Origin of the sequence: Streptomyces sp. NPDC005263, from assembly GCF_042872365.1 — a bacterium.
Taxonomy (GTDB): Bacteria; Actinomycetota; Actinomycetes; order Streptomycetales; family Streptomycetaceae; genus Streptomyces.
Map to the genome: position 1 here is coordinate 41,619 of NZ_JBIAKJ010000016.1, position 13,311 is coordinate 54,929.

At 69.0% G+C, this 13,311-nt stretch carries 14 protein-coding genes and 3 pseudogenes; 12 read left to right on the forward strand and 5 right to left on the reverse strand.

Going from position 1 to position 13,311, the window contains the following annotated elements; translation table 11 throughout:
- Nucleotides 1-147 precede the first annotated feature (147 nt).
- Nucleotides 148-915, forward strand: coding sequence for a FadR/GntR family transcriptional regulator (locus tag ACFYRY_RS40365; RefSeq protein WP_389157735.1), 768 nt, complete (start codon nt 148-150; stop codon nt 913-915).
- 93 nt (nt 916-1,008) lie between these two features.
- Here ACFYRY_RS40365 and ACFYRY_RS40370 read toward each other — a convergent pair.
- Both ACFYRY_RS40370 and ACFYRY_RS40375 read right to left on the reverse strand, forming a co-directional pair.
- A pseudogene (locus ACFYRY_RS40370) lies at nt 1,009-1,128 on the reverse strand (IS3 family transposase); the annotation flags it as partial.
- Nucleotides 1,129-1,137: 9 nt separating this feature from the next.
- A complete protein-coding gene (locus ACFYRY_RS40375; RefSeq protein WP_389157737.1) occupies nt 1,138-1,293 on the reverse strand; it encodes a hypothetical protein in 156 nt (51 codons plus the stop codon).
- Nucleotides 1,294-1,314: 21 nt separating this feature from the next.
- Between ACFYRY_RS40375 and ACFYRY_RS40380 the strand changes: the two genes are divergently transcribed.
- Nucleotides 1,315-2,232 (forward strand): alkaline phosphatase family protein, encoded by a 918-nt coding sequence (locus ACFYRY_RS40380; protein ID WP_389157740.1) that lies wholly within the window; start codon nt 1,315-1,317, stop codon nt 2,230-2,232.
- Between the two features lie 268 nt (nt 2,233-2,500).
- Here the strand turns inward: ACFYRY_RS40380 and ACFYRY_RS40385 are convergent.
- The 3 genes and pseudogenes from ACFYRY_RS40385 to ACFYRY_RS40395 form a co-directional block, all read right to left on the reverse strand.
- Nucleotides 2,501-3,098, reverse strand: a pseudogene (locus ACFYRY_RS40385) (response regulator); the annotation flags it as partial.
- Entirely contained in the window at nt 3,088-3,228 is a 141-nt protein-coding gene (locus ACFYRY_RS40390; RefSeq protein WP_389157743.1) for a hypothetical protein, read from the reverse strand. The gene ACFYRY_RS40390 and the pseudogene ACFYRY_RS40385, both read right to left, overlap by 11 nt.
- 301 nt (nt 3,229-3,529) lie before the next feature.
- Entirely contained in the window at nt 3,530-4,231 is a 702-nt protein-coding gene (locus tag ACFYRY_RS40395; protein ID WP_389157746.1) for a FadR/GntR family transcriptional regulator, read from the reverse strand.
- A gap of 263 nt (nt 4,232-4,494) precedes the next feature.
- Here ACFYRY_RS40395 and ACFYRY_RS40400 point away from each other — a divergent pair, with 263 nt between their 5' ends.
- From ACFYRY_RS40400 to ACFYRY_RS40445, 10 genes and pseudogenes are all read left to right on the forward strand, one after another.
- Nucleotides 4,495-5,763, forward strand: a complete 1,269-nt coding sequence (locus ACFYRY_RS40400; protein ID WP_389157749.1) for an aminotransferase class V-fold PLP-dependent enzyme — start codon at nt 4,495-4,497, stop codon at nt 5,761-5,763.
- A gap of 47 nt (nt 5,764-5,810) precedes the next feature.
- Entirely contained in the window at nt 5,811-7,109 is a 1,299-nt protein-coding gene (locus ACFYRY_RS40405) for an ABC transporter substrate-binding protein (protein WP_389157752.1), read from the forward strand.
- Nucleotides 7,106-8,098 (forward strand): carbohydrate ABC transporter permease, encoded by a 993-nt coding sequence (locus ACFYRY_RS40410; RefSeq protein WP_389157755.1) that lies wholly within the window; start codon nt 7,106-7,108, stop codon nt 8,096-8,098. The genes ACFYRY_RS40405 and ACFYRY_RS40410 overlap by 4 nt, the downstream gene beginning before the upstream one ends.
- A complete protein-coding gene (locus ACFYRY_RS40415; protein ID WP_389157758.1) occupies nt 8,095-8,931 on the forward strand; it encodes a carbohydrate ABC transporter permease in 837 nt (278 codons plus the stop codon). Before ACFYRY_RS40410 ends, ACFYRY_RS40415 begins: the two co-directional genes overlap by 4 nt.
- Nucleotides 8,932-9,468: 537 nt before the next feature.
- On the forward strand, nt 9,469-9,738 hold the full coding sequence (locus ACFYRY_RS40420; protein ID WP_389157761.1) for a hypothetical protein: 270 nt from the start codon (nt 9,469-9,471) through the stop codon (nt 9,736-9,738).
- 130 nt (nt 9,739-9,868) lie between these two features.
- Nucleotides 9,869-11,074 carry a permease gene (locus ACFYRY_RS40425; RefSeq protein ID WP_389157811.1) on the forward strand — a complete coding sequence of 402 codons (1,206 nt, stop codon included), beginning with the start codon at nt 9,869-9,871 and terminating at the stop codon, nt 11,072-11,074.
- 85 nt (nt 11,075-11,159) lie between these two features.
- A complete protein-coding gene (locus tag ACFYRY_RS40430; protein WP_389157764.1) occupies nt 11,160-11,459 on the forward strand; it encodes a hypothetical protein in 300 nt (99 codons plus the stop codon).
- Nucleotides 11,453-11,896, forward strand: a complete 444-nt coding sequence (locus ACFYRY_RS40435) for a methyltransferase domain-containing protein (protein WP_389157767.1) — start codon at nt 11,453-11,455, stop codon at nt 11,894-11,896. Before ACFYRY_RS40430 ends, ACFYRY_RS40435 begins: the two co-directional genes overlap by 7 nt.
- A gap of 553 nt (nt 11,897-12,449) precedes the next feature.
- Nucleotides 12,450-12,926 (forward strand): annotated as a pseudogene (locus ACFYRY_RS40440) (site-specific integrase); the annotation flags it as partial.
- Nucleotides 12,923-13,270, forward strand: a complete 348-nt coding sequence (locus ACFYRY_RS40445) for a helix-turn-helix domain-containing protein (protein WP_389157770.1) — start codon at nt 12,923-12,925, stop codon at nt 13,268-13,270. The pseudogene ACFYRY_RS40440 and the gene ACFYRY_RS40445, both read left to right, overlap by 4 nt.
- Nucleotides 13,271-13,311 lie beyond the last annotated feature (41 nt).

The following is a 13,311-nucleotide window of genomic DNA, read 5'->3' on the forward strand; positions in this document are numbered from 1 at the left end:
CCGCGCGTTCACAGAGGCGTCGCTTGCTGGGGAGGACTCCTGACATCCGTATCTGAGTCACCGGAACCCGGGTCACGGGAACGTGAAGCACCGGAGCCCGCGTCACAGGAGCCCACGTCTCCGGAACCGGAGGACGAGTTCTCCCGCGTGCTCGACCGTGTCCTGCTCGCCGGTACACCGACGTCCTCGCTGCGCCCGGTCCGCGTGACCTCGGCGGTCGACGAGGTCTCCGACCGGCTGCTCACCGCGATCGCCGTCGGGGACTTCCTGCCGGGCGAACGGCTGCCGCCCGAACGCGAGCTCACCGGGCTGCTCCAGGTGAGCCGCCCCACCGTGCGCGAGGCCGTCGCCCGTCTGCAGGCCCTCGGTGTCATCGAGACCCGCCGGGGCCGCAACGGCGGCGCCTTCGTCCGCGACAGCTGGACCGCGTCCTCCGGGGCCGCGGTCCGCCGTACGCTGCTGCCCCGGTGGGAGGAGTTCGAGCAACTCTTCGACCTGCGCGGGCTGGTGGAAGGCATGGTGGCCGCGACGGCCGCCCGGCGCCGGAAGCCCGAGGACCTGGAGCCGATGCGCGAGGCACTGGCCGCTCACCTCTCCGCGAGCAGCCCCCGTGAGGAACAGGCCGCCGACAGCGCGTTCCACCGGAGCATCTGCGCGGCCACCCACAACCCGCAGATCGCCCTGCTCAGCCGGGACCTGCTGACCCGGATCAGTCTCGGCTTCCCGGTCGAACCCTGGGGTCGAGGCGAGCGGACGCACTTCCACCGGGCCGGCGAGGGACACACGGCCCTGTACGAGGCCATCGCGGCGGGCGAGCCGGAGCGTGCCGAGGAGATCTCCCGCGAACACTTCATGATCAGCGCCGGGATGATCCGGGACGTACTGGCCCGCGTCCGGGCCGCGGAGTCACCGTGACCATCTGTCCCGCCTGCTGCCCCACCGGTCGACGTGCGCGCCGGACCGGCCGGTAGGGCAGCAGCAAGTCCCGGTCGCGCCACAACGGCCTTGTGCGGCGGCCAGGGCCTCGTTGAACAGTTCGGAGCGCATGTGGTCGGCGATCGCCCAGCCTGCCAGGCGCCGGGAGGCGAGGTCGATGACCGTGGCCAGATACATGAACTTCCCGGCGGCGGAAGCGGTTCAGCAGCGCGTCTCCCCGGCGAAATACTTCGCCGCCTTCCGCGGGATCTCGCGCTCCTCCCCCAGCTCGCGGACCTTCTTGCGCAGGGCCGCATTCTCCGCTTCCAACTGCGTGGGCGGCTCGGCGGGTACCTCCGCCCGGCGTTCCCGGGTCAAGGCTCCCCCTATAGTTCCCCCATGCTTCGCGCGCATCGCCCCACCCCACACGGCAGGGTGCTGGTCGTCGGTATGGACGGGCTGCGCTACGACCGGCTGACCCGCTCGCCGCCCGTCGCGCCCGTCCTGCACGGTCTGCTGGCCTCGGGTGCCCACGGCACCAGCCTGTTGCCCTACGGCGAGGCGGACGGTCAGGCCGACGCGGGGCCGACGACCAGCATGGCCTACACCGACTCCGGGCCCGGCTGGTCGAGCGTGCTCACCGGGGTGTGGCCCGACCGGCACGGGGTGACCGGCAACGACTTCACCGGTGCCGACTACCTCCGCTACCCCGACTTCCTCACCCGCGCGACCACCGTAGGGCCCGGTCTGCGCACGGCGGCGACGGTGTCCTGGGCGGAACTGGTACGCCGCGGCACGCTGGGCTCCGCCATCGGCGACCTCGTGCACTACGACGGCGACCGCGACGGCTACGGCCCGTCGGACGCCCTCGTCGCCGACAACGTCGCGCGCCTGCTCGCCGAAGACGACCCGGACGCCGTGTTCGTGTACTTCGGCGCCACCGACGAGGCCGGACACGACACGGGCCCCCTCAGTCCCGCCTACGACAGAGCTCTGCGGGACCAGGACGCCCACCTGGGTCGCCTCCTGGAGGTGATAGAGGCCCGCCCCTCCCGAACCGACGAGCACTGGACCGTGCTGGTCACCACGGACCACGGCCATCTCGACGCCGGCGGCCACGGCGGCGACACCCATGCTGAGCGAGAGGTCTTCGTCATCCTCGCCGAACCCGGGACGCCGGGCGGCACGCGCCTCGACGATCCCCGGCTCATCGACATAGCCCCCACGGTTCTGGACCGTCTCGGCATCGACCTCGACGCCGAGTGGCAGTTGCAAGGCCGCGTGCTGCCCCGGAACATCAGTTTCGATGCGGTGTAGTTTCGTGCGGTCGGGGTGAACTTGCGGCAGGTGGCCAGCTCACGGCCCAGCGGCCGACCGAACCAGGACCGCATCTGGTCCAGGTGCCCCACGTCCCCGCGGGTGGTGCCGTCCGCCAGGCCCGCGCAAGCACGAAGTCGGCGAGCACGTCGGTCTCGAGCTGCTCCAACTCCTCCGCTTTACAAGGATCCTGAAGTTACGTCACCAGCTCGAAGAGCACCCCAAGGAGACAGAACACCCTGACCACCGGGACAAGGACCAGCAGGGCTCAGGGGAACTCATGGAATGTCGCACACCCCGTACCGCACCCCGCCCCCGGTGTAACCACCCCCGACTCGTACGCCACGATCACCAGCCGGGCCCGGTCCCGCGCGGCCAGCTTGCCCATGATCCGGCTGACGTGGGTCTTCGCGGTCAGGGAGCTCAGACCCAGGCTTTCCGCGATCTCCGTGTTGTTGAGGCCCTGGACGACCAGTCTCAGCACCTCGCGTTCCCGAGAGGCATTCGGGGCCGCCCGTCGGGGTCGGTGCCTCGGCGTTGCGCAGGAGGCGGGCGATCAGGCGGGCCGTGGGACCCGGTGAGAGCAGTGCCTCGCCCGCCGCCACCGTGCGGATCGCGTCCAGGAGTTGCGCGGGCCTGGTGTCCTTGACCAGGAAGCCCGACGCGCCCGCGCGCAGCGCCTCCACCATGTGCTCGTCCGTGTCGTACGTCGTCAGGACCAGCACCTTCACGCCCGCCAGGTCCTCGTCGGCGGCGATCAGACGGGTCGCCTCGATACCGTCGAGGTCGGGCATCCGGAGGTCCATGACAACCAGGTCGGCGCGGGCACTTCGGGCCAGTTCGACGGCCTGATGGTCAGATCCTGCACACGCTCGCGGTGGAGCGGGAGGAGAGGCGCACGCCTCGCAACCGGTCGGTCTTCAGGCCGACCAGTTGCAGCACGGCGCGGGCGCCGTCGATCTCCATGCGGTCCATGGTGATGTTCCGCACGGACACCGGCAGTGCCCGCCCTCGCTGCGCAGCTTCTGGCCGGCGTGGATCTACGCGCCACCACCCTGATCACCCATATCGCGGCGCTCGCCCGCGACGCCGGCCGCACCGACGCCGACATCGACGACCGCGATCAGGTGCTGCCAACGCCTCCGGAGCCAGGACGGGCCTCACCGAGGTCAGGGTGTACAACCGGGGCGGCGCCCAGCCACCGGCCAACCTGGCGGGGTCCGCGACGGCCTCCGCGTCGTACACCTCCTCCTGGGAGAGCGTCGCCGCCGTCACACGGCGCCCGCCCCGTGCACCGTCAGTCCGTGTCGTCGTCCTCCTCCACGGGAGGCGTGAAGGCGCGCAACCATCGCTCGGTCTGGGCTACGTGGGCCTGAGCCGCGCCGGCCGCGGCGACGGGGTCGTGGTCGGCTATGGCGGTGGCCAGCACACGGTGGTCCTCGTCGCTCTTGTGGCGCAGTTCGGGACCCTCGGGGAGGGTGAAGACCTGGTACTTGCGGGACCGGGCGCGGAACACCGACAGCAGTGAGGCCAGGGTGGGATTGCCGCCGATCCGGGCGACCTCCGAATGGAACCGGTGGTCGAGTTCGGAAGCCTTGGTGGGATCGTCGGTGGCCTCCATGGCCTCGATGAGCGAGAAGAGCGTCCCCACCTCCTCCGGGGTGCAGCGGGCCGCGGCCTGGGCGGCGACATGGGCCTCCAGCACCCGCCGGATCTCGTAGACCTCCAGCAGGCCGGACAGCGGCAGGAGTTCCAGGGTCAGCGAGAGGCTGCCGATGACGTCCTCCGGCCTGAGCTGGGAGACGTACGTGCCGGAGCCGTGCCGCGGCTCGATCACTCCCAGGGCGGCGAGCATCCGCACGGCCTCGCGCAACGAGCCTCGCGACACGCCGAGTTCCTCGCAGAGGTCGCCCTCGGGCGGGATGCGTTCCCCCGCAGAGAGGCGGCCCGTGGCGATCATGTGCCGTAGGCCGTGGAACGCCTTGTCGACTGCGGACATCGGTCTCCTCCCCTGGCGGGCCCGTGGCACGGCCAGGGCCCTGCCCGGTGCACTGTACCGAGGTCCAGTCATCAGATGTCTCCCCCGTATCGAACGCGAGTCATCTGATGACTTTTCCTTGCAGGGCTCTTGTAGGCCTGAAATCGACGTGCCAGCATCCAAGTCATCATACGTCTCCCGGCGCAGAATCTGATGTCCGACTGATGTCCTGACTGATGTCCTGATGCGCGCCGGGGCGCCCCGTGCGGCAGAAGTGGAGTCTTGTGAGCGAGACCGAGGTCACCACCGCACCCAGCCCCCTGCTGCTGGCGAACGGACGGCCCGCCGACCGGGCCTGGTCCCTGGACCCCGCCCTGCGGCACCTCAACCACGGTTCGTTCGGGGCGGTCCCCCTGGTGGCACAGGAGCGGCAGAACCAGCTGCGCGCGGAGATGGAACGCTCTCCCGTGGTGTGGTTCCCGGCGCTGCCGCCACGGCTGGCCGCCACTCGGGTCGACCTCGCGGCCTTCCTCGGGGCGGCCCCCGACGATCTTGCCCTGGTGCCGAACGCGAGCGCCGGCGCCAGCGTCGTGTACGCCTCCCTCACGCGCCGTCGCGGCGGGGAGATCCTCGTCACCGACCACGGGTACGGGGCCGTGACCATGGGTGCCGAGCGGCTGGCCCGGCGCTGGGGCGGCCGGGTCCGCACGGCGGAGGTACCGCTGGACGCGGACGAGGGGCAGGCGTACGAGGCCGTGATCTCCGAGGTGAGCGAGGCCACCGACCTCGTCGTCGTCGACCAGATCACCTCGCCCACGGCGCGCCGGATGCCGGTGGAGCTGATCGGCGCGGAGCTGCGCCGGCGTGACATCCCGTTCCTCGTGGACGGCGCGCACGCCCCCGGTCTCCTCGCCGCCCCACTTGCCGGTGCGACGGGCGACACATGCGACTTCTGGGTCGGCAACCTCCACAAGTGGGGCTGCGCACCGCGCGGCACCGCGGCACTGGTCGCCGGCGGCCCCTCGCGGGAGCAGCTCTACCCGCTGATCGACTCGTGGGGCGCCCCGGACCCGTATCCCGACCGCTTCGACCAGCAGGGCACGCTGGACGCCACCTCCTATCTGGCGGCACCGACGGCACTCGACTTCATCGAGCGCGCCTGGGGCTGGGACACCGCCCGCCGCTACATGGACGACCTGGCCGGGTACGCCGAGCACGTCATCGGCGCCGCGTTCGCCGAGAAGACCGATGCCGGGGAGATGACCGATGCCGGCGGCCGGGTGGACGTCGGGATGCCCGTGCCCGGCATGCGGCTCGTGCGGCTGCCCCCGGGTCTGGGGGCCAGCCGCGTCGAGGCCGACGCTCTGCGCGACCGGGTGGCCCAGGAGCTGGGCGTGGAGGCGGCCTTCACCAGCTTCGGCGGCGTCGGCTACCTGCGGGTGTCCGCCCACGTCTACAACACCGCCGCCGACTACGAGTACTTCGCCGAGGCCTGCGTCCCCGTCCTCGGCGACTGGGCCCGCGCGGCCCGCGAGCAGCACGGCACTCCGTAGCCGCTCACCACAGCACGCCCCTCCCCTCCACCGAAGAGGTCAGCACGATGAGAAGAAGGACGGCAGCCCTCGCCACAGCCGCCGCGCTGGTCCTGACCGGCTGTTCCACCATGAGCCCCGGCGGCAGTGCCGGCGGCGCGGTCACCCTGACCATGGTCGAGAGCCTCACCAACCCCGCTCGCACCGATCTGCTCAAGGGCCTGATAGGCGACTTCGAGAAGCAGAACCCCAAGATCAAGGTCAATCTGATCTCGCCGCCCACCGAGCAGGCCGACCAGAAGATCCAGCAGATGCTCCAGTCCGGCACCGGCGTGGACACCCTGGAGGTGCGCGACACCACCGTCGGCCCCTGGTCGAACAACGGCTGGCTCTACGACATGAACAAGGACCTGACGGGCTGGAAGGGCTGGCAGGCCATGACGGAGAACGCCGTCAAGGCCTCGAAGGACGCCGACGGCAAGACCTACTTCATTCCGTACGGCTTCTACGGGCTGAGCCTCTTCTACCGCACCGACCTGATCAAGAAGGCCGGCTTCAGTGCGCCCCCGGCCACCTGGGAGGACCTGCTGAAGCAGGCCACCGCCATCCAGGACCCGGCCAAGCGGCAGTACGGCTACGCCTTCCGGGGCGGGGCCAACGCCAACGGCAACGCCTCCGCGATCATCGAGGCCTACGTCGCCGACGACGTCGACCCCGCCAACGGGTTCAAGCTCAAGGACGGGAAGACGATCTTCTCCGCTCCGGGGGCGCTCGACGCGATGGAGACCTACCTCGAGCTCTTCAAGAAGGCCTCGCCCAAGTCGTCGGTCTCCTGGGGCTATCCGGAGATGGTCGAGGGCTTCTCCAACGGCACCACGGCCTTCCTGCTCCAGGACCCCGAGGTGATCGCCACGGTCTCGGAGTCCAAGTCGATCACGAAGAGCCAGTGGAACACCGCCCCGCTGGTGGCCGGTCCCTCCGGCAAGACCGTGCAGCCGCTGGCCACCGCCGGGTGGGGCGTCGCCAAGGGCAGCAAGCACAAGGCCGAGGCCATCAAGCTGGTCGAGTTCCTGTCCCAGGGTGAGGCGTCCACGAACTTCACCAAGAAGAACAGCCTGGTGCCGATCCTCAAGTCGGCGACAGTGGACCCCTTCTACAAGACGGGCCCCTGGTCCAGCTACGTCACCATGACGCAGCACCCGGAGAAATACCTCGTCGTCACCCAGCCGCGCGGTGTCTCCTGGTGGACCGAGTGGCAGCAGAAGGCCGACGCCGACGTGCAGAAGATGATCCTCGGCAAGCTGACGCCCAAGGAGCTGCTGGCCGACTGGGACGGGTACTGGACGGCGAAGTGGAAGCAGGCATGACCGCCTCGTCCACCACGACGAACGCGCGACCGGAGCCGGGACGCCCTTCCCACAAGGGGGGTGCCCCGTCCGGCCACGGCGGTGGAACGGGTCGCCGCAGGCGGGAGTTCACCACCCGGCGCGGGCTGCTCATCGCCACCTTCATGGCGCCGGCCGCGGTCTTCGTGGCGGTCTTCACCTACTACCCCATGATCGCGGGAAGCCAGATGGCGTTCCGCAACTGGAAGCTGACCGACCTGACCGACACGTCCTGGGTGGGCCTGGGGAACTTCCGCGAGGTGTTCGCCGATCCGGTCTGGGGCACGGTGCTGGCCAACACCGCCCTGTGGGTGGTGGGTTCGATCGTTCCGCAGCTGGTGATCGGCTTCGCGCTCGCCCTGTGGCTGCGCCGGCACTTCCGCTTCCGGGGTCTCTACCAGGCGCTGGTCTTCTTCCCCTGGGCGATCTCCGGGTTCCTCATCGGCATCCTGTTCCGCTGGATGTTCAACAGCGAGTTCGGTGTCGTCAACGACCTGCTGCAGAAGGCCGGGCTGATCGACCAGCCGATCGCCTGGCTCGCCGATCCGGACAAGGCGATGATCGCCGTGCTCGTCGCCAACACCTGGTACGGCGTCACGTTCTTCGCCATCATGATCCTGGCCGCGTTGCAGTCCATCCCCGACGAGCTGTACGAGGCGGCGGCGCTGGACGGCGCGGGCAAGGTGCGCACGCTGTTGCAGATCACCATCCCGTACATCCGCACCACGCTCGCCCTCACCGTGCTGCTGCGGGTCATCTGGATCTTCAACTTCCCCGATCTGATCTTCGGGATGACCGGCGGCGGCCCCAACAACGAGACACAGATCGTGACCACCTGGATGATCAGAATCACTCAGCAGGGCGACTACGGCCAGGCCTCCGCGATCGGCCTCCTCGTGGTCGGCGGGCTGCTGCTGTTCTCGACGTTCTTCCTGATGGCCACGCGCGAGAAGCGAGGGGTGAGGTCGTGATCGGCAAGGAGAGCGCGGCCGGACGGACCGCGCGGTTCACCTTCCTGGGGATGTGGCTGGTCTTCACCGTCTTCCCGCTGTACTGGATCGCCGTCACCTCGCTGAAGGCACCGGGTGACATCTTCCGCTTCCCTATCGCCTACTGGCCCGAGCATTTCTCGCTGGAGAACTACACCGACCTGTTCTCCAAGGCCGACTTCGGCGTCTACCTCACCAACAGCCTCCTCGTCTCGACCGTCGCGGGCGCGGTCGCCACGGCGATCTCGATGCTGTCGGCGTATGTGCTGGCGCGGTTCGAGTTCCGTACCAAGTCCGCGCTGCTGATGGCCGCGCTGGTCACCCAGATGATCCCCTCGTTCATCGCGCTGGGGCCGCTGTACCTGCTCATGACCGACCTCCGGCTGGTCGACAACCGCCTCGGGCTCATGCTCGTCTACATCGCCGTGTGCATCCCCTTCTGCACGGTGATGCTGCGCGGCTTCTTCGAGAACATCCCCGACGCGCTGGAGGAGGCCGCGATGATCGACGGACTGTCGCGGTTCGGGGCACTGTTCCGCGTGCTGTTGCCGGTGATGCGTCCCGGGATCGTGGCCGCGTTCATCTTCAACTTCGTCAACTGCTGGAACGAGCTGTTCCTTTCGGTGACGCTGATGAACAGCGACGCCAACAAGACCGTCCCCACGGCCCTGAACGGATTCATCTCCAGCTTCAACATCGACTGGGGCTCGATGTCCGCGGCGGCCGTGCTCACCATCCTGCCCACGATGGTCCTGTTCGCCTTCGCCAGCCGGCACATCGTCCAGGGGCTCACCTCCGGTGCGGTGAAAGGCTGAAACGGATGTACGAGATCGATGTCGCCCTCCCCGACTCCGTCCATGTGATCGCCGGGGCGGACGACCGTCCTCGCACCGCCACACCCTCGGGCAGCGGTCGCTGGACAACCCCGAAGCGGAGATGACGCTCCGTCAACAGCCGACGGTGCCCTGTCGATGGCACTGGCGGCGGCCGGCCGATCTCCACAGCCGGTCAGAGGTATCGCACCCCCTGTTGTGTGCTGCCGGCCAGGAACCCGGAGACGGTGGCAGGAGAGACACGGGCCTCGCTGCGATTCTCGCGACCGTCGTCTGTGCGTAGCCAGGCACAGGTACAACTTCCGCGCAGCCTTCACCACCTCTTGCCGAGTCATCCTGGCGTATTCGTCACGACGGCTCGGTGCTTGACCTGAAAACGTCCTACTCCTCGTTCCGGTAGCGACCGGTGTCGCTGGACCATGTGCGGCCGAATGCTCTCATGGCGGTCCAGGGCCGCTGCCCGCACCGGCCACCCGTACCCAGGCCGATGGATACACCGTCACCGTCAAGGGCGAGCCCATGGCGGACATGGCGCACCCGCTGACCGTCTCGATCGCCAAGGACGGCAAGGACGGCAAGGACGGCAAGGACGGCAAGGACGGCAAGGACGGCAAGGACGGCAAGCCTGTCACCGACCTTGAGCCCTACCTGGACACCTACGCCCACCTGACCGCCTTCCACGAAGGCGACGCCGCGTTCGCCCACCTCCACGCGACCACCAAGGTGAGCGGCGACAACGGCGGCCCTGACCTGTCCTTCCACGCCGAGCTGCCCACCTCCGGCAACTGACGGCTGTTCCCGCAGTTCCAGACCGGTGGCAAGCTTCACACCGCCGCCCTTACCCTGCGCGTCGGCTGAACCCGGGCGATGCGCCGCCCACATGGCGGCGAGCCGCACCCTATGGAGGAAGGCTTCACAGATGCACGCCGTACTGCACGCACTGTCGATTGCCGGGTCCATGACCTGGGAGATCACCTGGGCCCTGATTCTGGGCTTCGCCCTGTCCGCTGTCGTCCAGGCCGTGGTCCGCAAGTCCACCGTGGTTTCACTCCTGGGCGATGACCGGCCCCGCACGCTTGCCGTCGCCGCCGGCCTGGGCGCGGCGTCCTCATCCTGCTCGTACGCGGCCGTCGCGCTGGCCCGCTCGCTGTTCCGCAAGGGCGCGAACTTCACCGCCGCGATGGCCTTCGAGATCGCGTCCACCAACCTGGTCGTCGAGCTCGGCGTGATCCTGGCCCTGCTGATGGGCTGGCAGTTCACCGCCGCCGAATTCGTCGGCGGCCCGATCATGATCGTCCTACTGGCGGTCCTGTTCCGCATCTTCCTGCGTGACAAGCTCCTGCGCAGTGCCCGCGAGCAGGCTGAACGCGGAGTGGCCGGCTCGATGGAGGGGCACGCCGCGATGGACATGTCCGTTCACCGTGAGGGCTCCTTCGCCCGGCGTCTGTTCTCCCGCGAGGGTTTCACCTCGACCTCGCACGTCTTCGTCATGGAGTGGGCGGCGATCCTGCGCGACCTGGTCGTTGGCCTGCTCATCGCCGGCGCCATCGCCGCGTGGGTTCCCGACTCGTTCTGGCGCACCTTCTTCTTCGACGGCCATCCTCTGGCATCCAAGCTGTGGGGCCCGATCGTCGGCCCGCTGGTAGCGATCGCCTCATTCGTGTGTTCCATCGGCAATGTGCCGCTGGCGGTGGTGCTGTGGAAGGGCGGCATCAGCTTCGGTGGCGTAGTGGCGTTCATCTTCGCCGACCTGCTGATCCTGCCGATCCTCAACATCTACCGGAAGTACTATGGCGCCAAGACAGCCGCCTTCCTGCTCGGCACCTTCTATCTCGCGATGGTCATCGCCGGGTACATCGTCGAATTCGCCTTCGGCGGGCTTGGCCTGATCCCCGACCGGGCCGACGCGAAGGTCCCCATGGAGGGCGTGAGCTGGAACTACACCACCTGGCTCAACATCGCCTTCCTCCTCCTGGCCGGGGTGCTCCTGGTGCGCTTCTTGCGCACCGGCGGGCTGTCCATGCTCCGCATGATGGGCGGCTCACCCGACACCGGCCACGATCACACCGGCCATCTGCAGCACGGGCAACAAGCAGGGGACGCGCACAGCGGGCATCACCACTGAAGGGTGTCTCTCCACCCGTGGGTGCAGAACCAGTTCTGCTCACGTGCCGATCCGTGAACCTCCGTCGGCATGCTGGAGTAGTGCTGTGATTGCCACCTTGCCGCGCGTCCTGCCCAGCCCGGACGGCAAACCGGTTCCGCCGCCCGGCACCGCCGACGTCTTCCGGGCCTTCGCCCAGGACCTGGCTGCCGGCCGGCGGCCCTGGACGGCCGAGACCGCCCAGTTCATCGCCGCCCAGCTCGACCAGCTCGCCGCCGGCTGGGACACCACCCGCGCCACCGGCCGCGACGACCCCTGCACGACGCCCTCACTCGCGGCGGACCACTGCCTACGGGCCCCTGCCTCGAACTCGGCTCCGGCACCGGCCTGTTCACCCTCGTGCTGAGCACCGTCTTCCCGCAGATGATCAGCGTGGACCTGTCGCTGCGCATGCTGCAGCAAGCCCACGGCCGCTCACCGGCGCGCGTCCAGGCCGACGCGAGCACACTGCCGCTGCCCGACTCCTCCGTCACCGTCATCGCCGCGATCGACACGCTGCTGTTCCCCACCGAGACCGCCCGCGTCCTGGCGCACGACGGGGCACTGCTCTGGATCAACCAGCTCGGCAGCGACGGCCCGCTGTATCTGAACGAAACCGGCGAGCGTCAGCAGCGGGCGCGACGCACTGGCGGGATAACCCAGGGCATGATGCCGATGGTCACCGAGGTCATCCAGGCGTACGGCGTCGGCGACTACGACCCCAACAGGCTGAGCATCTGGACGCCGCCGTCGAGGACGTCGCCGCTAACGGCCGTACGGATCGCGCCGCGGCTGACTCCGTAGTCGCGGGCGAGGGCGGCGATGGAGCGGCCTTCCAGGTAAGCGGCTCACACGTCGGCGGTCCTCGCGGCCGCAAGGGCAGGGCGGTTCGTCAAGTTTCCGCGCAGAAAGGCCTGCCGTGCTGCGCGTGGCCGACGCGGGTCGACCATGGACCGCTGACTCATGCCACCTTGCCAGTTAGTCAGCCCTTCCACCCACAGGTGAAGTGCCTTGAACTGCTGCTGACGAGCCATTCCGGTACGCAGAACACCCCGTACACCGAGTCGTTGGTGTGCTCGCGGTTCGTGCCGCTGGATGAGTGCCCGGCGAATTCGGAGTCGTGGTTCCTCGCGAACTGCCTAAAACGCCTGCTCACCCGTGGTGTACACGGAGTCGTCTCCTTCGCGGACCCTGTCCCGCGCCGAACTGCTTCGGGAGTTCTGGTCATGCCCGGGCACGTCGGCACGCTCTACGCCGCGACGAATGCCATGTATGCCGGCCGTGCTACCGCGCGGACGGTGAAGCTCCTGCCGGACGGCACGGTCTTCCATAGTGGAGTACGCGCGGGTTCCCGTCGGGCGCCCGAGGCTCAGGTCCCCGGCCGCGTGAGGCGTACCTGTTCCAAGAGGGCCGCGCCCTCTTGTGGTGGTACATCGAGGAGATCCGAGGCGAGTTCGGCGACGACGCGGAGCACCCACGGGCGCCGCTGTGGCCGTCGGAGCGAAAGTCGAAGGCGATCGCGGATCTGAATGTGCCGATCGCGCCAGCGATCGTGCCTTCGACGTTCCGGAAGGCGTTGCACACCGCGGCCGCGCAGTACCTGACCGGGCCGATCACCGACCTGTTTCCGCACCTGCTGCGGCATGCCTGCGCGACCCACAACTATGAGCGCGGGATGACACTTTGGGAGGTCCAGAAGGTCCTCGGACACGACTGGGCAACTACGACTCTTCGGTATATGGCGACTGCTCACGCTGACCCAGAGCTCGCGAATCTGGCGGCCAGCTCCCGGGCGGCCCAGCGACTGGTGATGGACAAGGGGAACCTTCGGTGAAGTGGAATCTGCGGATGGTGGCCGCCCAGGGGGACCTGTGGCGGCCGACCGAGGTGCTCGCCACCTTCCAGCAGGTCGGGTTCAACCCGTCGCTGAGCAAGGTGGCCGCACTGTGGAGCGGCACGCCGGTCACGGTGCGCCTCGATGACCTGGACAAGATGTGCGCCGCGCTGAACTGCACGGTCGCCGACCTGCTCCAGGCCGAGCCGCTCGTGGCGGGCCAAGCCGCGCCGGAGTTGGGCCAACGGGCCGTCGGCGCTGAGGAACAGCCGGCAGCGGGCCCGATGCGGCCCGTGCCGCGCGACCGTCGTGGTACCGGGCCGCGCTCGCTCCCGCCGAGCTGAGGGGCCTCACGGTGACGGCGGGTCGTGGGAAGGGGCTAGCG